The organism is Roseisolibacter agri, from assembly GCF_030159095.1.
GTDB lineage: Bacteria > Gemmatimonadota > Gemmatimonadetes > Gemmatimonadales > Gemmatimonadaceae > Roseisolibacter > Roseisolibacter agri.
Genome location: NZ_BRXS01000001.1, coordinates 830,973 through 848,769 on the forward strand (window position 1 = coordinate 830,973; position 17,797 = coordinate 848,769).

A 17,797-nucleotide genomic window follows, 5' to 3' on the forward strand; every position below is an offset into this window, starting at 1 on the left:
GGTGCGATTGCACCGGGCCCTTCGCACGTTCACGCGGGTCGCGCGGCGCTCAGCGCACGCGCGACGCGGTCCACTGCAGGCCCCACGTGTCGCACGTGCCGGAATGCGCGCCGATGCGCACCTTGCCGCGCGCCGCCGTCGCGCCGACGAACTGGCCCTGCAGGTGCCAGTGCACGCCCGCCTTCTCGTCCGCGTACTTGCCGTTCACCGCGCCGCGGTCGATCACCAGCCGCGCGCCGCGCGTGATCCAGTCGGCGCGCTGGGTGCGGCCATACGTGCCGCCCATCCCGGCGCCCGTCTCGCTGCACTTGATGTCGCCCTCGAACTCGATCTCGGTGATCGTGCGGCCGTCCGGCGCGACGGTGAAGCGCACCAGCGCGTTGCCGTTGGAGACGCGGCCCTCCCACACGCCGCCGCGCGGCGTGATTCCGGTGGGCTTGAACTCCTCGGGCGGGAGCTGCGTGTTGGGCCCGTCGGCAGCCGGAGCCGGGGCAGGCGCGGGCTCCTTGCGCACCGGCTGCGCGGGCGCCGCGGGAGTGTTCGCGGGAGCGTTGCCTGGCGTGTTCGCGGGCGCCGCGCCCGGCGGCTGGCGGCGACGCGGCTGGTCCACCGCGAGGCCCATGGCCCGCTGCAGCTCCTGCACGACGTCGGCGTGGCTCTGGGAGCGTGCCTGATCGAGCGCGGTGCGGCCGCGCTCATCCGCGACCTTCGGGTCCGAGCCCCGCGCGAGCAGCTCGCGCACGATGTCGATGCGGCCCCAGTATGCGGCCGAGGCGAGCGCGGTGCTCCCGTCGCCGGTGGGGAAGTTCGGATCCGCGCCCTGGTCGAGCAGGCGGCGCACCTGCGCGAGGTCGCCAAGCAGCCCGGCGGCGCTCTTCAGGTCGACCGCCATCTCGAAGTTCGTGCGGCCGTTCTTCGGCACGCGGATCTCGGGCAGCGGCTGCCCGCGCTCGGCCGCCTCCAGCAGGCGCGCGACGTCGAGGTGGCCCGCCTTCGTCGCGATGTCGCGCGCCGTCTCGCCCTTGGCGTTCTCCAGCAGCGCGTCGGCGCCGCGCGTCAGCAGGAGGCGCGCGATGCCGACGCGTCCCCAGCTCGCCGCCGACATCAGCGCGGTGACGTTGCCGTCGCGCGGCGTGTCGGGGCGTGCGCCGCCGTCGAGCAGGCGCGCGACGGCGGCGGAATCGTTGGTCATCGAGGCCGTCGCCATCTCGACGGCCTGCTGGAAGGCGCTCTTGGGCTGCGCGTGCAGCGGGGCGGCGACGATCGCCGTCAGCGCGAGCGCGACGGCGGCGGAACGGCGGCTGGGACGTGCGTGCGGCATCGTGATGCGAGAGGGAGAGACCATCGCCGCGCGGGGGCGGCGGCTCGCATCGAGGACGCCGCACCGCGGCGCTGCGTCACTCGCGGTGTCGCAGCGCGCTCACGATGCGGCGAGCGCGCGCGCGAACGCGTCGAGCTTCGCGGCGTCCAGATGCCCGCCGGTGCGCACGCCGCTGCACACGTCCACGCCGAACGGCGCCACCGCGGCCACCGCCTCGCCGACGTTCTCCGCGCGCAGGCCGCCCGCGAGGAACACCGGGACGCCCGCGCCGTCACGGATCGCGCGGCTCAACGCCCAGTCGTGCACGCGGCCCGTGCCGCCGAGCTCCTTGACCGCGAGGCGCGGATTGCCGGAGTCGAGCAGCAGCGCATCGACGAGCGGCGCCACCTCGAGCGCCTCGCGCACCGACGCGTCGTCGAGCACGTGGATCACCTGCACCAGCCGCACGGCGGGCAACTCGGCGCGCAGCGTCACGAGCGCGTCGGGCGAGACCGCGTCCACGAGCTGCAGCGTGTTGACCGCGCAGCGGCGCGCCTGCGCGATGATCGTCGCGGCGTCGGTGCCGGACGTCAGCAGGAAGGTCGCGACCGGCGGCGGCACGCGTGGCGCCAGCTCCGCGATCAGCGCCTCGTCGATCACGCCGGGACCGCTCGGCATCGCGGACACGAGGCCGACCGCGTCGGCCCCGTGCGCCACCGCGAGCGCGACCTCGCCGTGCGACGCGATGCAGCAGACCTTGAGCCGGACGCGCGCGCTCACGACAACGCCCGGCGCAGCAGCGTGATCTGCCCGCCGTGATACGCGTTGTGCTCCGCGAGTCCCACGAGCATCCCCGCGAACGTCGCCTGCCCGCCGACCGCCGCGTCGTCGCTCGTGCCGACGCGCTCGTCCAGCCGGGCGGGCGGGAACGCCTCGACGGCGGCGAGCAGCGCGCCGCGTGCGGCGGTCAGCTCGTCGCGCAGCGCGCGCCAGCGCGCCTCGACGTCGCCGGCATCGTCGACGCGCTCCGGCCAGTCGCCCTCGCGCGGCATGGCCGCGGGCTGGCCCTCCAGGCGACGCGTGACCTCGCGCGTCCACGCCGTGAGATGGTGCGTCAGCTCCCAGATCGAGTGCGCGCCGGCGACCGGGTGCGCGAGCGCGGTGCGCGCATCCACGCCGTCCAGCACGTCGGCGAGCGAGGGGCCGTGCCACGAGTGGCCGTCGAAGGAGCGGCGCAGCACGCTCCGCAGCAGGGGAATCATCGACGCGATCTCCCGAAAGTGAGCGACGTCAGCGACCGACGCGGCGTGCGTGCCGCGCGCGGATGCGTGCCTTGCGCACGCGCGACAGGCCGACCAGCACCACCGGCAGCGTCGCCACCATCCACACGGCGGTGAAGATGCGGCGGAAGTTCGCCGGGCGGTGCTCGACGTCGAGCGCGTAGTAGAGCGCGATCGCGATCGCATGCACCGCGACGACGCCGAGCACCATGTGCAGCAGGTGGCGGCGCAGCTCGGGCGCGGCGGTGATCTTCGGCGGCGTGGGCGCGGACACGACGGTCAGGCGTAGAGGCGCACGATCCAGTCGGCGACGACGGCGGGCTTGTCGCCACCCTCGCGCTCGATCGTCACGCGCCACGTGACCTGCATGCTGCCGTCCTTCGCCGCCTCGGCCGCTCCGACGGCGACGCGGGCGCGCACGCGCGCGCCGACCGGCACCGCGCTCGGAAAGCGCACCTTGTCGAAGCCATAGTTCACCGTCATCCGCACGCCGTCGATCACGACCGCCTGCTGCACCAGCGCGACGATCAGCGAGAGCGTCAGCAGCCCGTGCGCGATCGTCCCGCCGTACGGCGACTCCGCCGCGGCGCGCTCGGCGTCGAGGTGGATCCACTGGTGGTCGTCGGTCGCGTCGGCGAAGCGCCGCACGCGCTCGGGGCCGACCTCCACCCAGTCGCCGACGGCGATCTCCTGGCCGAGGTGCTGGGCGAGCGCGGCGGTCGAGTCGAGGTGCGTGGTGGGCATCCGTCTCTGAAGCGGTGGGCGAGGGAGGGCGGGGCGGAGCGTGCGCGGTAAGCTCACCGCGTGGGGCGCGCGCGTCCAGCCGTCGGCTGGTCCTACGGCGCTCGTGCGGGGCTCGCGTTGACAGCGGGCGACCACGCGCGCGAGCTTCCAACCTCCCCTCCACTCGCCGCGACCGATGTCCCTCCCGACCGCCGCCCGTCGTGCGCGCCGTGGCGTCACGCTGCTGGAGCTGCTCGTCGTGCTGCTCCTGCTCGGGCTGGCCGTCGCGCTGACGCTGCCGCGCATCGCAATCCCGCGCGGCCCGGACGAGGACGATCCGCTGGCGCGCACCGTCGCGAGCGCGCGCGCGCAGGCGCTGCGACGCGCCGAGGCGCTGCGCCTGGAGGTGGACGCCGACGGGCGCTGGCGGCTGCTGGCGCGCGACTCGGTGCTGCAGGACGGCCGGCTGCCCGCCGCGACGCCGCTCCGTCTCGGCATCTCGCCGCTCGGCGTCTGCGTCCCGGAGCCAGCGGACGACGCGGCCGCGCCGGCGTGGGACGCGGCGGCGTGCGCGCCGCAGTCGCGCGCGGCCGCGCGAGGCGGCGCGTGACGCTGCTCGAGGCGCTGGTGGCGCTGGTGATCCTGGGCCTCGCCGCGACCGGGTTCCTGGAGGGCTTCCGCGCCGGCGGGCGCACCGCGCGCGAGGCCGCCGACTGGTCGGCCGCCGTCGCCGCCGCGGAGGTGACGCTGGAGGGCGCGCTGCTGGACGCGCCGCCGCCCGACTCGCTCGCCCGCTGGCAGCCGCGCGTTGCGCGCGAGCCGTGGACGGGTGCGACGCGCGGCCGCCTGGACGTCGTGTCCGCGACGGTGACGCTGCCCGACGGCGGCGAGCTCACGCTGCACCGCCTGGTGCGCCGCTGATGACCCGCAGGCGCACGCGCCGGGGCTTCACGCTGCTCGAGGTGCTCGTCGCGCTCGTGGTGACGGCGATGGTCGTCACGCTGTCATACGGCGCCGCGCAGGCGGGCTTCGACACGGAGGCGCGTCTGGCCGAGCGGCGTGCGGCCGCGGACGCGCTCACCGCATGGCGCGCGCTGCTGGGCGACGCGATCCGTCACGTGGAGCGTGGCGTGGCCGACGACGACGCGGTGTTCGTGCTCGCCGCCGACACGCTGCGCCTGCTGACGCGCGGCGTCGTGCCGCCGCACGGCACCGGCGAGCGCTGGCTGGTGACGCTCGCGCCCACCACGGAGGGCGTGCGCCTGACCGCGTCGCCGGCCGAGGGCGCCACGGGCGACGTCGTGTCGGTGCTGGTGCGCGAGGCGCGCGGCGTCAGCGTGCGCGTGCTGCCGTACGCGGGTGGCGCGTGGACGGACGCGTGGCCGCGCGCGTCGGCGGTCCCGGCAGCCGTGTCGGTGCAGCTGCGCGACGCCGCGGGCGGCGAGCTCGCGCCGGCGCTGCTGGCGCACACGCGTCCGGCTGGCGAGGCGGAGGAGTCGCCGTGACGCCAACCCGCACACGACGCGGCGTCGCGCTGATGCTCGTGCTCTGGCTGGTCGTGCTGCTGGCGACCGTCGGCGCGGCGGTCGCGCTGCACGCGCGCGGCGCGACGAACGTCGCCGTGAACGTCCGCGCGCGCGCCGCGGCGCGCTATGCGGCGGAGAGCGGCGTCGAGGCGGCGGTGGCGGAGCTGGAGGCGCAGCTGGCGGCGCGCCCCGACACGCTGGCGCGTCGCACCTACCTCAACGCGATCGACCGCGCGCTCGCGACGACCGACGCGCAGCCGCTCGGCGACGCGCGCTTCCAGGTCGCGCTCGTGGACGCGAGCGCGCGCCTCGACCTGAACCTGGCCGGCGAGGACGCGCTGGCGGCGCTGTTCGCGCAGGTGGGCGCGCCGGACGGCGGGCGCGGGGCCGCGCGCGCGGTGCAGGCGTGGCTGGGGGCCGAGGGCGCCCGCGACGGCGTCGGGGCCACCGCAGGCGTCGCGGGCGTGGCGCGGCGGCGGCAGTTCCGGTCGCTCGATGACCTCGCACGGGTCCCGGGCGTCTCTCCCGCGCTGGCCCGCGCGGCCGCGCCGCACCTGACGGTGGACGGCGACGGCCGCGTGAACGTGGCCGGTGCCTCGGCGGCAGTGCGCGCGGCCGCGCGCGGCGAGACCGTGCGCGAGCCGACGCGGCTGCTCGTCGTCAGCCGCGGGTGGCGGGACGGCTCGCCGCTGACGCACGAGATCCAGGCGGTGTACGCCGTGCGCGGCGACCGGCTGGCGTTCGTGCGGTGGCGCGAGCGCGACCTCTGATCCGTTCGACCTCTCTCCCTTCGCCTTCCGGAATGCCCGATCGCATCGGCCTCGAGCTGCTCGCCGACCGCGTGCGCGCCGTCGCCCTGGACCGCCGCGGCCGCGCCGCGCGCGCCACGGCGGACGTCGCGTGGGATCCCGCGCACCCCGACGCCGCGGTGGCCGAGCTGCGCGCGGCGCTGGGCAGCGCGCGGCGCATCGGCATCGCGGTGGGGCTCGCGTTCCTCGACGTGCAGCGCGTGTCGCTGCCGCCGGTGAAGGGCGACGCGCGCCGCCGCATGATCGCGCTCGACCCGTCGCGCGTCTTCCCACTGCGCGAGCCGGTGGTGGTCGCGCTGGCGGACGACGCGGCGCCCGCGAAGCCGACCGGCACCGACGCGGAGCGCGGCGAGCCGGCGTTCGCGGTGCCGCGCGAGCTGGTGCGCCGGTGGACGGCCGCGTTCGAGACGTGGGGCCCGGTGGAGAGCGTGGAGCCGGCGCCGACGGCGCTCGCGCGCGCGCTGGCCGTCGGCAGCACGCCCACCGACGGCGAGCACCGGCTCCCCGCGGCCGCCGACGAGGAGGGCGTGGTCCAGGTGCGCGGCGGGCAGGTCGTGAGCGTGCGGCGCGCACCGCGCTGGGTCGCGGGTGACGAGAACCCCGCTCTCTCGGTCGCCGCCGATCCGTGGCGCGTCGCGCGCGGCGCCGCGCTGGGGGTCGACGGCGCACCGGTCGCGGTGCAGCTGCTGCCCGAGGACCTGGCGCACGGCGTGTCGCGCCGGCGCGCGGCGGCCGTGACGCGCGCGGCCGCGCTGTGCGGGCTGGCAGTGGGCCTCGCGCTCGCCGCCGCCGACCGCCAGCGGCAGCGCGAGGCCGATGCGTTGGCGCGCGCGCTGCGCGCCGAGCTGCAGCGCGCGGCGCCAGCCGAGTCGCTGCAGGCGCGGCTCACGGCGTTCGACGCCGGCACGAGCGCGGGCGCCGCGCTGCTCGCGAGCCGCGTCGATCCGCTGGCCGTCGTCGCCGCGCTCGGCGAGCGGCTGCCCGAGGGTGCGGCGATCACCGCGCTCCGCATGCAGGGCGACGCCTGGACGGTCGAGGGCACGGCGCGCGACGCGGCAGCGCTGGTCCCGCGGCTCGCGGGCGATCCGCGCCTGGCCGACGTAAGAGCGCTGGCGCCGAGCAGCCGCTACGTGGAGCGCGGGACGCCGGTCGAGACGTTCTCGATCGCGTTCCGCGCCGACGGGCGCACGCGATGAGCGCGCCGCTCGAACCCGCGAGCGAGGCAACGCTCGCCTCGCGCACGCGCGATGCCCTCGGCAACGTCGGCATCGCCGGCGGCATCAGCCGGCGCGAGCGGCGCACGCTCACGATCGGCGTGATCGTCGTCGCGGCCGCGCTCTTCCTCACGTACGTCGCGCTGCCGTTCGCGCAGCGGTGGAGCGCGCGCGAGGCGGCGATCGACGCGCGCGCGGCGCAGCTGGCACGCGTGCGCGGGCTCGTCGCCGCCGAGTCGTCGCTCGCCGCCGCGGTGCGGCTGCGCGAGGCGCGGCCCGAGGCGGCGGCTGCGCGACCGATCACGGCGCGCACGTCCGCGCTGGCCGCCGCGGCGCTGCAGGCCGCGCTGCAGCAGGCCGCCGCGCAGAGCGGCGTGCAGGTGCAGCGCGTCGACGTGGCGGGCGACGCGGCGGCCGAGGAGGACGCGGCGACGGTGCCCGCGACGCTCTCGGCGATCGGCGACGTCTACGGCTTCACCGCGCTGCTCGAGGCGCTGCAGCACGGCCCCACGCTGCTCGAGGTCACCTCGCTCGGCGTGCAGGCGACCGTGGGACCGCGTGGTGAGTCGCTGATGCAGATGACGGTGGGCGTGCGCGCGCCGTGGGCCGCGTCGGGGGGCGCACGATGATGGCGCCGCGACGTCTGGCCGACGCGCTGTCGGTGGCCGCGCTGGCGATCGGCGCGATCGGCGCCGCGCTCTGGCTCTGGCCCGCGCGCGTGGACGTGGCGCCGCTGCGGCCCGTGCTCGCGAGCGCGCCCGCAACCGGCGCCGGTGCCGAGCCGCCAGATCCCGCGCGTGCGCTGCGCGTGGCGGAGTCGAACCCGTTCGCGCCCACGCGCACCGCGCCGCGCGCGCGCTGGGTCCCGCCCGACGCCCTCGGCCCGATGGCCGACGTCACCATCTCGCAGGCGCCGCCGCCAGGGCTGCTGCCGGATCCGAGCGTGGACGTCCCGGGCACGCTGCCCGCGCTGGAGCCGCCCACGCCTGCGCCGGCCGCGGTGGGTGAGGAGGCGCCGCGCGACGCCGCGCGCGAGGCCACGGCGCGCGCGCGCGACCGGAAGGTGCCGGCGCTCTTCGGCACGGTCATCGGCGCGGACGGCGCGCGCGCGCTGCTGCGGCTGGACGCCCGCGTGCCCGGCGCGCAGCTGTACGCCGAGGGCGCGCAGGCCGGCGGCTGGCGCGTCCAGCGCGTCGAAGCGGATCGTGTGACGCTGGTTGGCCACGGGCGCACCGTGACGCTGCGCATGCCGCGACCGGGCGTGCCGTGAGTCGGGAAGCGAGGCGCGTGCCCCCTTCCGCCGCACCCCTGCACGGCGCGAACGTCCCTGCGCCACGCTCGTTCCCCCTTCCGCCTCCCGTGCGTCGAACCCTCCGTCACGCGCTCGCGTCCGCGCGACCGTACGTGCTCGCCGCTGCGCTGCTCGCCGTCGCGCCACCCACGGTGCGCGCGCAGCAGCCCGTGGTCACGCCGGGCACGCGGCTCAACCTCGTGGACGCGCGGCTGTCGGACGCGATCCGGTCGCTGGCCGCGGCGCTCGGGCTGAACGTCGTGCTCTCCGACGTCCCGGACCGCCGCGTCACCTTCACCTCCGCGACCGCGCTCGGCGCGCGCGAGGTGGGGAGCGTGCTCGAGTCGCTCCTGGAGGCGCACGGGCTGGTGCTGGTGCAGCAGGGCGCGGTCGCGCGCGTGCTGCCCGCCGACCGCGCGCCGGCGACGGGCCCCGTGGGCGTCGGGATGACGCTGTCCGATCCGCCGCCGCTGGGGCTCATCACGCAGCTCGTGCCGCTGCAGGGGATCCGCGCGGACGAGGGCGCGGCCACGCTGCGCCAGCTCGCGTCGCCGACGGCGCGCATCGAGCCCGTGGCGCGCTCGAACGCGCTGCTCATCACGGATCGCGGCGCGAACGTCGCGCGCTACCTGGAGGTGCTGGCGCGGCTCGACGCGCCCGCGCAGGGCGAGGCGGGGCTGCGCACCTACGTCGTGCCGCTCAAGTACGCGGGCGCCGAGGATCTCGCGGCGACGCTCGGGCAGCTGTTCGGGCTGGGGAGCGCGGGCGGCCGCGGCGGCTCGCTCGCGGACCGCGGCCTCGGGCGCGCGCTCGACACCTTTCGGCAGCGCGAGCTCGATCAGTTCACGCAGCGGCAGCTGGTGCCGTCGCCGGGCGCGATCACGCGCGATGCGTCGCAGCCGATCGCGCCACGCGCGGCGGGGACGCCGTCGGACGCGCCGCCGTCCACCGCGTACGGCACGCGCCCCGACAGCGGCGCGCAGGCGGCGGGCGCGCTGGTCGGCCAGACTGTGATCGTCGCCAACGCGCCGACGAACGCGCTCATCATCCGCACGCAGCCGCCCAACTTCCCGCTGCTGCGCGAGACGATCGAGGCGCTGGACGCGCGGCCGGTGCAGGTGATGCTGGAGGTCACGGTCGCCGAGGTCGCGCTGGGGCGCGGCACGGAGTTCGGCATCGACTGGGCGGCCGAGGGGCGCAACACGACCGGCGGCGTCGCCAACAGCGCGGCGCAGTACGGCAACCGCGTCGCCGACACGCTGCCCGTCGGCAATCCGGGGCTGCTGGTGCGGCGGCTGCTGCGCTTCGACGACCTCGACGTGCGCGCGCTGCTGCGCACCGTCTCGACCCGCAACCAGGTGAAGGTGCTCTCGACGCCCGAGATCCTGGCGATGAACAACCGCGAGGCGCGTATCCTGGTGGGCAGCAAGGTGCCGTTCGTGGCGTCGTCGCGGCTGGGCGACTTCTCGCGCGACCAGGCGGTGCAGTACCAGGACGTCGGCACCACGCTCACCATCGTGCCGACGGTGAACGACGACGACTACGTGAGCGTGCAGATCCTGCAGGAGGTCAGCGCCCTGACGTCGCAGACGCTGCCGTCGGCGCTCAACGCGCCCGTGATCACGACGCGCGAGGCGGCGACGCGCGCGGTGCTGCGCGACGGGCAGACGGTCGTCATCGCGGGGCTGATCGGCGACGAGCGCTTCGTCGAGCAGACGGGCATCCCGCTGCTGATGGAGATCCCCTGGCTCGGCAACCTGTTCCGGAAGTCGAGCGTGACGCGCAACCGCACGGAGCTGGCGATCTTCGTGACGCCGCACGTCGTGCGCGCGGACGCCGACGCGGACCGGCTGCGCGAGCGCGCGCGGCGGCGCATCGACAGCGTGCCGTCCGCGCCGCCCGAGGAGTGACGGTGGAGCACGCGCCCGAAGCGTCGGACGCGGCGGCCGAGCTGCGCGCGGCGGCGGCGGGCGCGATGGCGCGCGAGCTGCCGTCGGCGTGGCTGGAGGCGCACCTCGTGCTGCCGCTGGGCCTCGCGGAGGACGGCGCGCTGCGCGTCGCGGCCGGCGGCCAGCCCGACGCGACGGTGGTGGACGCGCTGGCGCGCCGTTTCGCGCGACCGGTGCGCCTCGTGCCGGTGCCGCCGCAGGACCTGCGCGCCGCGGTGCTCGCCGCCGCGCGCGAGACGACGACGGTGACGGCCGATGCGAACGATCTGCTCGTCGGCGAGGAGACGTCGGACCTGCGCGCGCTCGCCGACGAAGCGCCCGTCGTCACCGTCGTGGATGCGCTCCTGCGCGACGCGCTGCGGCTCGGCGCGAGCGACGTGCACCTCGAGAGCGCCGCCGACGGCGTGCGGGTGCGCTTCCGCCTGGACGGCGTGCTGCGCGACGTGGAGCGCGTCGCGCCCGCGCTGCGCGCGGGCGTCGTGAGCCGCGTGAAGGTGCTCGCGGGGCTCGACGTGGCGGAGCGCCGACGCCCGCAGGACGGGCGCGCGCGCCTGCGCGTGGCGGGCGCCGACGGCGCGCCGCGCGAGGTGGACCTGCGCGTCGCGACGCTGCCGGCGCTGCACGGCGAGAGCGTCGTGCTGCGCATCCTCGACCACGGCGGCGGGGGCGGCGCCCGCGACCTGCAGGCGCTTGGCATGCCCGAGCCGGTGCGCGCGCGCTTCGAGCGGCTGCTGGCGCGCACGACGGGGCTCGTGCTCGTCACCGGGCCGACGGGCTCCGGCAAGACGACGTCGCTGTACGCCGCGCTGGCGCGCGTCGCCACGCCCGGCGTGAAGGTCGTCACCGTCGAGGACCCGGTCGAGTACCGCATGCCCGGCGTCGTGCAGGTCGCGGTGCAGCCGGCGGTGGGGCTGACCTTCGCGAGCGCCCTGCGCGCGATCCTGCGCCACGATCCCGACGTCGTGCTGGTGGGCGAGATGCGCGACCGCGAGACGGCGGAGACGGCGGTGCAGGCGGCGCTCACGGGCCACCTCGTCTTCTCGACGCTGCACACGACCGACGCGGTGGGCGGCGTCGCGCGGCTGGCCGACATGGGCGTCGAGCGCTTCCTCATCGCCGCGACGGTGCAGGGGATCGTCGCGCAGCGGCTGGTGCGCGTGCTGTGCGACGCCTGCGCGCAGCCGGCTGATCCCGACGCGTCGCCGCTGGCGACGCTGGCGACGCTGGAGGCGCTGGCCGGCGAGGCGATCGACGACGCGACGCCGCGCTGGCGCCGTGCGGTCGGCTGTGCGGCCTGCGCGCACACCGGCTTCCGCGGCCGCACCGGCATCTACGAGCTGCTGACGGTGAGCGAGGCGATGCGCGCGCTGATCGCCGCGGGCGCGCCGCAGGACGCGCTGCGCGCGCAGGCGCGCCGCGACGGGCTGGTGCCGCTGGCGGCCGACGGGCTGCGGCTGGCGCGCGCGGGACGCACGACGCTCGACGAGGTGCTGCGCGTGGCGCACCTCGACGACGCGGCGTGACCGGCGCGTGAACGGCGGCGCGATGCGCTTCCGCTACCGTGCGGCGACGGCCGAGGGCGGGGAGGTCGACGGCACGCTCGACGCGGCGTCGCGCGCGGCCGCGCTGGAGGACCTGCGCCGCCGCGCGCTGGTGCCGATCGCGCTCGACGACGCGGACGCGGCGCCCGCGCGCTCCGCGCGCCGCCTGCTCGCGCCGCGCGCCGGCCGCGCCGAATCCGCCGCGCTGTTCGCGCGCACGCTGGCGACGCTGCTGGAGGCGGGCGTGCCGCTGGAGCGCGCGCTCGCCTTCACGACCGAGCAGGCCGCGCACCCCGCGGTCGCTGCGGCGCTGGGCGACGTGCGACAGGCGGTGCGCGGCGGCGCGGGGCTCTCCGCCTCGCTGTCGAAGCATCCCGCCGTCTTCGGCCCGCTCGCCGTCGCGATGCTCGGCGCCGGCGAGGCCGCGGGTGCGCTCGCGCCGGCGGCCGCGCGCCTCGCCGACCACCTGGACGAGGCGGCGGAGCTGCGGGCGCAGGTGCGCGCGGCGCTGCTCTATCCCGCGCTCATGGCCGGCGTCGCGGCGGTCGGCGTGACGGTGCTGCTGCTGGTCGTGGTCCCGCGCTTCGTCGCGATGCTCGGCGAGGTGGGCGGGACGCTCCCGCTCTCGACGCGCGCGCTGGTCGCGGCGAGCCGCGTCCTCGTCGGCGGATGGTGGGCGTGGCTGCTGCTGGCCGTCGCCGGCGTCGCGGGCGCGCGCGGCTGGCTGGCCGTCCCGGCCAACCGCGTCCGCTGGCACGCCGCGCGGCTCGGGCTCCCCGTGGTGGGGACGCTCGAGCGCCGCTGGGCGACCGCGCGCGTGGCGCGCACGCTCGGCCTGCTGCTGGCGGGCGGCGAGCGGCTGCTCCCCGCGCTGCGCGTGGCCGCCGGCGCCTCGCCCAACCTCGCCTTCGGGGCCGGCGTGTCGCGCGCCGCCGACCGCGTGGCCGAAGGGGAACGACTCTCGCCCGCGCTCTCGGGCGTGGTGCCGCCGCTCGCCGCGCAGCTGCTGGCCGTCGGCGAGGAGACCGGCCGCCTCGGCCCGATGGCCGAGCGGGTCGCGGACGTCTACGACGTCGAGGTGCGGCGCGCGCTTCGGACCGCGGTCGCCCTGCTGGAGCCGGCGATGATCGTCCTCTTCGGCGCGATCGTGGGCTTCGTCGCGCTGGCGCTCCTGCAGGCCGTCTACGCGGTCGATCCCGGCCGCATGTGAGCCGCCGATGCCTCGCTTAACGTTCGGGTCGATGCCGCGTCCCACCCCGCCGTCCACCCGGTGCTCGATGCTCCACAGGCTTCGCTCCCGTCGCGCGTTCACGCTGCTCGAGGTGCTCGTGGTCCTGGTGGTCATCGCGCTGCTGGCGGCGCTGGTGGCCCCCCAGATCCTCGGGCGCGTGTCGCAGGCGCGCGGCACGGCGGCCAGCGCGCAGCTGGAGTTGCTCGGCACCGCGCTGGACAGCTATCGACTGGACAACGGGCGGTACCCGACGACCGAGCAGGGGCTGCGCGCGCTCCGGGAGCGCCCGACGCGTGCGCCGGTGCCGGCCGGCTGGCGGGGGCCGTACCTGCGCAAGGACGTGCCGCTGGACCCCTGGGGGCGGGCCTACGAGTACCGCAGCCCGGGGCGCAAGAATCCCGACGGCTACGACCTCGTGACGCTGGGCCGCGACGGCGCGTCCGGTGGCGAGGGCGAGGACGCGGACCTGGTCGTACCCTGACGTCGGGATCTCACGGCTGCTTGACACCCGGTCCTCTGCGACCGGAACTTGACGCACCGGTCCCACCACCGGTCGGCTCCGGCCGCCCGCCTGCCCGCCGCGGTCCGCGGCACCACCCGAGGGAGCCGATGTCGCATCCGCTGCTCGACCGCGACGCCGCGAACGCCGCCCCCGTCGCGGACGCCCCGACGACCGACGCGCCGTCGTCCGCCAGCCGCCGCGACCTGCTGCGCGGCGCGGCCGCGACCGCGGCGTCGGGCCTCGCCAGCGTGGCCGGCGTCGCCGCCCTCACGGACGCCGCCGACGCGCAGCCGCCCGTCACCCGGGTCCCGCAGGCGCCGCGCACCGCGCCCAAGCGCCTGACCGCGCAGCCGCCGATGCTGCCGCGGCGCTTCGCCGGCGTCGACCAGGCGCGGCAGCCGAGCTACCTGCTGGAGCCGACGCACGACTGGGAGAACTGGGCGCTCCGCCTCGCCCGCCGCGTCACGCTCGGCCTCACGCCGGAGGAGTCGGCGCGCGCGAAGCGCCTCGGCTACTACGGCTATCTCGACTACCAGCTCGCCTACGAGCAGATCGACGACTCGGCGGCCGAGGCGTTCGTCGCGCGCACGTATCCGTCGCTGGCGATGACCGGCACCGAGATGGCGGCGCTGGAGCTGGGCGTGCTGCAGCAGCAGCTGCAGGACGCGACGGTGTACCGCGCGGCGTTCTCGAAGCGGCAGCTGTACCAGCGCATGGTCGAGTTCTGGACCGACCACTTCACGATCTACTATCCGGAAGTCGGCTACCTCAAGACGCTCGACGACCGCGAGGTGATCCGGAAGCACGCGCTGGGGAACTTCGGCGACCTCGTGAAGGCGAGCGCCCACAGCGCGGCGATGCTGGTGTACCTGGACCAGAACGTCAGCCGCCGCGGCGCGCCGAACCAGAACTACGCGCGCGAGCTGCTGGAGCTGCACACGATGGGCGTCGACGGCGGCTACACGCAGAACGACGTGGCGGAGCTGTCGCGCATCCTGACCGGGTGGACCATCCGCGGGCGCGGCGAGTTCCTGTTCAGCCCCGCGCTGCACGACTACGCGCAGAAGGTGTTCCTGGGCCGGACGTTCCCGGCGATGGACTCGCGCAACAACACGAACATGGACGGCGTGACCGAGGGCGACGCCGTCCTCGACATGCTGATCGCGCATCCGAGCACGGCGAAGTTCATCGCCACGAAGATGCTCCGCCACCTGCTGTGGTACGAGCCGTCGGCGGCGATGATCGAGCGCGTGGCGGGCGCGTACACGCGCACCGGCGGCGACATCAAGGCGATGGTGCGCGCGTCGCTCGACTTCTCGCACCTCCAGCAGGCGCCCGCGAAGCTGAAGCGGCCGTTCCACTTCCTGGTGTCGGCGCTGCGCGCGCTCAACCCGACGGTGGGCACCGGCGTCGGCACCGCGACGCGCCAGCTGCCGGCGATGGGGCAGGCGCTCTTCCAGTGGCTGACGCCCGAGGGCTATCCCGACACGGTGGAGTTCTGGGCGGGCAACCTGCTGCCGCGCTGGAACGCGGCCAGCACGCTGTCGTCGCTCAACAGCGCGGAGATGCAGGTCAACGTGACGGCGCTGCAGGCGCTCAACAACGCGGACGCGATCGCGAGCGAGATCGGCCGCATGATGTTCGGCGGCGAGCTGCAGGACCGGCTGCGCGAGGAGCTGGTGGCCTACCTGCGCCCCGCGCCCAACAACGCCACGCGCATCCGCGAGGCGCTGGGGCTCGCGCTCGCGTCGTCGCCGTTCCAGTGGTACTAGCCCGGTACTGACCCGCTGCCAGCCGTTCCGCACGCCCTTCCGACGCCCGAGCGCAGAACAGGACCATGAGCGAGCTGCCCGACTTCGAGACGCCCGACACCGGCTGCGACGAGTACCACTCGCTGTCGCGCCGCCAGTTCGTCGCCGGCGCGGGCGCGGCGTTCGCGGCGGTGACCTTCCCCGCGTGGCTGCCGCGCGTCGTGCTGGCGCAGAGCCAGACGAGCGCGCGCGACATCGTCGTCAGCGTCTTCCTGCGCGGCGGCGCCGACGGGCTGTCGCTCTGCACGCCGTTCTTCGAGGGGAACAACTACTACGGCGTGCGCCCGAACATCGCGATCCCGGCGCCCGACAGCCTGTCCTCCAACAAGCTGACGGCGCTCGACGACCGCTTCGGCTTCGCGCCGGCGATGTTGGGGCTGCTGCCCGCGTTCCAGGCGAAGCAGCTGCTGGTGACGCACGCGACGGGCGTGACGGTCGCCAACCGCTCGCACTTCGACATGCAGCGCTTCATCGAGGTCGGGAAGGCGAACGACCCGAGCCTGATCACGGGCTGGCTGGGCCGCCACCTGGCGACGGTCCCGCCGCTGCGCACCAGCGCGCCATTGCGGGCGCTCGGCCTCTCGGCGGGGCTGCAGCAGTCGCTCTACGGCGCGCCGCGCGCGCTCCCCATCGCCGACCCGACGAACTTCGGCATCGCCGGCAGCGCGACCTCGCGCGACGCGCGCACCGAGTGGCTCACCGGCGACTACTCGCTGACGATCGATCCGCTGCGCAGCGCGGCGCTCGACGTGTCGAACACGCTCAAGCTGCTGCGCACGATCGACTTCGCGAACTACCGGCCGGCCAACAGCGCGGCGTATCCCAACTCGGGCTTCGGCCGCTCGCTGCGCTCGACGGCGGCGCTCATCAAGGCCGACGTCGGGATCGAGGCGGTGCAGGTGGACATCGGCGGCTGGGACACGCACCAGAACCAGGCGCCCAACGTCGCGACCGGCTCGATGTACCGCACGATGGCCGACTTCTCCAACTCGATCGGCGCGTTCTGGGCCGACGTGATGCAGGGCGGCGGCAACTACAACGTGACGCTGGTCGCGATCTCGGAGTTCGGCCGCAACGTGCGCGAGAACGGCAGCGCGGGCACCGACCACGGGCGCGCGGGCGCGATGTTCGTCCTCGGCAAGGCGATCGCGGGCGGGCGCGTGCTGACGGTGAACTGGCCGGGCCTCGCGCGCGAGCAGCTGGAGTCGGGGCAGGACCTGCGCGTCACGCTCGACCACCGCGACGTGCTGGCGGAGATCGTCGCCAAGCGGCTCGGGAATCCGAACGTGGCGACGGTGTTCCCGGACTACACCCCCACGTTCCGGGGCGTCGTCGCGGCCTAGCCTTCCCGGGTCGCGTGACACGAGGGCCGGCTCCTGCTGCTGCAGGGCCGGCCCTTCGTCATCCCGAGCGCAGCGAGGGATCTCTCGTGCCGGCGCGCGCGGCGGGGCACGGCTCCGGCTCCCAGCGATCTCACACGGCGGAGCCTCGCTGCGACGCGCGAGTCTCCTTGGTGATCTCGCAGGTCGCCTCCGCCGCACCCCGCCGCGCGCGCCCACGCATCGTCGCGGGCACGGTGACCTCCGCATCAGGTGGTCGGCGCTCCGCGCTCGGCGCTCGGGTCGGCCGCGCGTCGTGCTTCGCGGGCGCCTACCGTCGTGTGCCCGCGCGGAGAAGCGGGTGACGCCGCCTCAGGGTACGACGACCACTTCCGACACCATCCCCGGGTGGATCGTGCAGTTCACCGGGAACGTCCCGACGGTCGCGAAGGTGCGCCGCACGACCGCGTTCACGGTGGGGGGAATGTCGGCCGGCGCGCCGGCGAGCGGCGGGTTGCCCGGGTTGAGCCGGAAGATCGCGTTGTGCGCGATCCCGCCCTCGAACATGAACACGACGGTCCCGCCGGCCTTCAGCGTCAGCTGCGGCGACGACCACTGCGACGGGAAGGTGAAGAGCGTGTCGACCAGCACCGCGGTCGTCGACGGGGGCTCCTGGGTGCCCTTGTCGCCGCCGCCGCACGCGGCGACGAGCGCGAGGGGGGCGAGCAGCATTGCGAGCGCAGCGGCGGCCGAACGGCGCGGCAGGGGGTGCGGGGACACGGAGGGGAGGGGCATCGGAGAGGGGAGGAATCCTGGGGCACCGGTTGGACGCCGGGACCCGGTCGGACGTCAACGCGCGGGTGCAGCGCTTGCCCTTCGGGACGGGTCCGAACCGATCACAGGAGGAGCACGATGGCCGACTTCACGAGGAACAGCGTGGCCGACATGGCCGCCGGCAACCCGGGCATCAACATGGGCACGTCCGGCAGCATGCACGAGACCGATCGCGTCTCCGACGAGCTCTGGGGCCAGGACGACGCGCACTGGCGCGAGCATCACGCGAGCCGCCCGTACGTGCAGGCCGACCGCGGCTACGACCACTACCGCCCCGCCTACCGCTACGGCCACTCGGCCGCCCGGCACCACGTGGGGCGCGAGTGGGACGACGTCTCGGACGACCTCGAGCGCGGCTGGGACACGGCGCGCGGCGAGTCGCGGCAGACGTGGCACGAGGCGAAGGACGCCGCACGCGACGCCTGGGACCGCGTGCGCGCCCGCCGCTGATCAAACGCTGATCGCAT

The 17,797-nt window shown here is 76.1% G+C and carries 20 protein-coding genes; 14 read left to right on the plus strand and 6 right to left on the minus strand.

The window, feature by feature from the left end:
• Positions 1-49: 49 nt before the first annotated feature.
• The 5 genes from rosag_RS03300 to rosag_RS03320 form a co-directional block, all read right to left on the minus strand.
• Positions 50-1,321, minus strand: a complete 1,272-nt coding sequence (locus rosag_RS03300; protein ID WP_284348602.1) for an ankyrin repeat domain-containing protein — start codon at positions 1,319-1,321, stop codon at positions 50-52.
• 99 nt (positions 1,322-1,420) lie between these two features.
• Complete coding sequence (locus rosag_RS03305; protein WP_284348603.1) at positions 1,421-2,080, minus strand: phosphoribosylanthranilate isomerase; 660 nt, start codon at positions 2,078-2,080, stop codon at positions 1,421-1,423.
• The gene (locus rosag_RS03310) at positions 2,077-2,562 is read right to left on the minus strand and encodes a DinB family protein (protein WP_284348604.1); all 486 of its coding nucleotides are present in this window, start codon (positions 2,560-2,562) and stop codon (positions 2,077-2,079) included. Before rosag_RS03310 ends, rosag_RS03305 begins: the two co-directional genes overlap by 4 nt.
• A 28-nt stretch (positions 2,563-2,590) precedes the next feature.
• The gene (locus rosag_RS03315; protein ID WP_284348605.1) at positions 2,591-2,854 is read right to left on the minus strand and encodes a hypothetical protein; all 264 of its coding nucleotides are present in this window, start codon (positions 2,852-2,854) and stop codon (positions 2,591-2,593) included.
• 5 nt (positions 2,855-2,859) lie between these two features.
• Entirely contained in the window at positions 2,860-3,324 is a 465-nt protein-coding gene (locus tag rosag_RS03320; RefSeq protein WP_284348606.1) for a MaoC family dehydratase, read from the minus strand.
• Between the two features lie 175 nt (positions 3,325-3,499).
• Between rosag_RS03320 and rosag_RS03325 the strand changes: the two genes are divergently transcribed.
• From rosag_RS03325 to rosag_RS03385, 13 genes are all read left to right on the plus strand, one after another.
• Positions 3,500-3,913, plus strand: a complete 414-nt coding sequence (locus tag rosag_RS03325) for a prepilin-type N-terminal cleavage/methylation domain-containing protein (RefSeq protein ID WP_284348607.1) — start codon at positions 3,500-3,502, stop codon at positions 3,911-3,913.
• Positions 3,910-4,224, plus strand: a complete 315-nt coding sequence (locus rosag_RS03330; protein WP_284348608.1) for a type II secretion system protein — start codon at positions 3,910-3,912, stop codon at positions 4,222-4,224. Before rosag_RS03325 ends, rosag_RS03330 begins: the two co-directional genes overlap by 4 nt.
• Positions 4,224-4,808, plus strand: a complete 585-nt coding sequence (locus tag rosag_RS03335) for a prepilin-type N-terminal cleavage/methylation domain-containing protein (protein WP_284348609.1) — start codon at positions 4,224-4,226, stop codon at positions 4,806-4,808. The genes rosag_RS03330 and rosag_RS03335 overlap by 1 nt, the downstream gene beginning before the upstream one ends.
• Positions 4,805-5,599 (plus strand): type II secretion system protein GspK, encoded by a 795-nt coding sequence (locus rosag_RS03340; RefSeq protein ID WP_284348610.1) that lies wholly within the window; start codon positions 4,805-4,807, stop codon positions 5,597-5,599. Before rosag_RS03335 ends, rosag_RS03340 begins: the two co-directional genes overlap by 4 nt.
• A gap of 32 nt (positions 5,600-5,631) precedes the next feature.
• A complete protein-coding gene (locus rosag_RS03345; protein WP_284348611.1) occupies positions 5,632-6,834 on the plus strand; it encodes a PilN domain-containing protein in 1,203 nt (400 codons plus the stop codon).
• The gene (gspM, locus tag rosag_RS03350) at positions 6,831-7,481 is read left to right on the plus strand and encodes a type II secretion system protein GspM (RefSeq protein WP_284348612.1); all 651 of its coding nucleotides are present in this window, start codon (positions 6,831-6,833) and stop codon (positions 7,479-7,481) included. The genes rosag_RS03345 and gspM overlap by 4 nt, the downstream gene beginning before the upstream one ends.
• Complete coding sequence (locus rosag_RS03355; RefSeq protein WP_284348613.1) at positions 7,481-8,122, plus strand: hypothetical protein; 642 nt, start codon at positions 7,481-7,483, stop codon at positions 8,120-8,122. The genes gspM and rosag_RS03355 overlap by 1 nt, the downstream gene beginning before the upstream one ends.
• An 89-nt stretch (positions 8,123-8,211) precedes the next feature.
• The gene (locus rosag_RS03360) at positions 8,212-10,053 is read left to right on the plus strand and encodes a secretin N-terminal domain-containing protein (protein ID WP_284348614.1); all 1,842 of its coding nucleotides are present in this window, start codon (positions 8,212-8,214) and stop codon (positions 10,051-10,053) included.
• Positions 10,054-10,055: 2 nt separating this feature from the next.
• A complete protein-coding gene (locus rosag_RS03365; protein ID WP_284348616.1) occupies positions 10,056-11,615 on the plus strand; it encodes a GspE/PulE family protein in 1,560 nt (519 codons plus the stop codon).
• Positions 11,616-11,637: 22 nt separating this feature from the next.
• Positions 11,638-12,843 carry a type II secretion system F family protein gene (locus rosag_RS03370; protein WP_284348617.1) on the plus strand — a complete coding sequence of 402 codons (1,206 nt, stop codon included), beginning with the start codon at positions 11,638-11,640 and terminating at the stop codon, positions 12,841-12,843.
• A 67-nt stretch (positions 12,844-12,910) separates the two neighbouring features.
• Positions 12,911-13,345, plus strand: coding sequence for a type II secretion system major pseudopilin GspG (gspG, locus tag rosag_RS03375; RefSeq protein WP_284348618.1), 435 nt, complete (start codon positions 12,911-12,913; stop codon positions 13,343-13,345).
• Between the two features lie 128 nt (positions 13,346-13,473).
• On the plus strand, positions 13,474-15,138 hold the full coding sequence (locus tag rosag_RS03380) for a DUF1800 domain-containing protein (RefSeq protein ID WP_284348620.1): 1,665 nt from the start codon (positions 13,474-13,476) through the stop codon (positions 15,136-15,138).
• 65 nt (positions 15,139-15,203) lie between these two features.
• Entirely contained in the window at positions 15,204-16,520 is a 1,317-nt protein-coding gene (locus rosag_RS03385; protein WP_284348621.1) for a DUF1501 domain-containing protein, read from the plus strand.
• Between the two features lie 348 nt (positions 16,521-16,868).
• On the opposite strand, the gene rosag_RS03390 is transcribed toward rosag_RS03385, so the two are convergent.
• On the minus strand, positions 16,869-17,228 hold the full coding sequence (locus rosag_RS03390; protein WP_284348622.1) for a cupredoxin domain-containing protein: 360 nt from the start codon (positions 17,226-17,228) through the stop codon (positions 16,869-16,871).
• Between the two features lie 180 nt (positions 17,229-17,408).
• On the opposite strand from rosag_RS03390, the gene rosag_RS03395 reads away from it, so the two are divergent.
• Positions 17,409-17,780: a hypothetical protein gene (locus rosag_RS03395; RefSeq protein ID WP_284348623.1), complete on the plus strand. Its 372-nt coding sequence runs from the start codon at positions 17,409-17,411 to the stop codon at positions 17,778-17,780.
• Positions 17,781-17,797 lie beyond the last annotated feature (17 nt).

Excerpts from the sequence above, each read along its gene's own strand:
- gspM (WP_284348612.1), top strand. The coding sequence starts at position 6,831 with ATGAGCGCGCCGCTCGAACCCGCGAGCGAGGCAACGCTCGCCTCGCGC.
- gspG (WP_284348618.1), top strand. The coding sequence starts at position 12,911 with ATGCTCCACAGGCTTCGCTCCCGTCGCGCGTTCACGCTGCTCGAGGTG.
- rosag_RS03325 (WP_284348607.1), top strand. The coding sequence starts at position 3,500 with ATGTCCCTCCCGACCGCCGCCCGTCGTGCGCGCCGTGGCGTCACGCTG.
- rosag_RS03385 (WP_284348621.1), top strand. The coding sequence starts at position 15,204 with ATGAGCGAGCTGCCCGACTTCGAGACGCCCGACACCGGCTGCGACGAG.
- rosag_RS03310 (WP_284348604.1), bottom strand. The coding sequence starts at position 2,562 with ATGATTCCCCTGCTGCGGAGCGTGCTGCGCCGCTCCTTCGACGGCCAC.
- rosag_RS03395 (WP_284348623.1), top strand. The coding sequence starts at position 17,409 with ATGGCCGACTTCACGAGGAACAGCGTGGCCGACATGGCCGCCGGCAAC.
- rosag_RS03355 (WP_284348613.1), top strand. The coding sequence starts at position 7,481 with ATGGCGCCGCGACGTCTGGCCGACGCGCTGTCGGTGGCCGCGCTGGCG.
- rosag_RS03335 (WP_284348609.1), top strand. The coding sequence starts at position 4,224 with ATGACCCGCAGGCGCACGCGCCGGGGCTTCACGCTGCTCGAGGTGCTC.
- rosag_RS03370 (WP_284348617.1), top strand. The coding sequence starts at position 11,638 with ATGCGCTTCCGCTACCGTGCGGCGACGGCCGAGGGCGGGGAGGTCGAC.
- rosag_RS03380 (WP_284348620.1), top strand. The coding sequence starts at position 13,474 with ATGTCGCATCCGCTGCTCGACCGCGACGCCGCGAACGCCGCCCCCGTC.
- rosag_RS03320 (WP_284348606.1), bottom strand. The coding sequence starts at position 3,324 with ATGCCCACCACGCACCTCGACTCGACCGCCGCGCTCGCCCAGCACCTC.
- rosag_RS03300 (WP_284348602.1), bottom strand. The coding sequence starts at position 1,321 with ATGCCGCACGCACGTCCCAGCCGCCGTTCCGCCGCCGTCGCGCTCGCG.
- rosag_RS03345 (WP_284348611.1), top strand. The coding sequence starts at position 5,632 with ATGCCCGATCGCATCGGCCTCGAGCTGCTCGCCGACCGCGTGCGCGCC.
- rosag_RS03390 (WP_284348622.1), bottom strand. The coding sequence starts at position 17,228 with ATGCTGCTCGCCCCCCTCGCGCTCGTCGCCGCGTGCGGCGGCGGCGAC.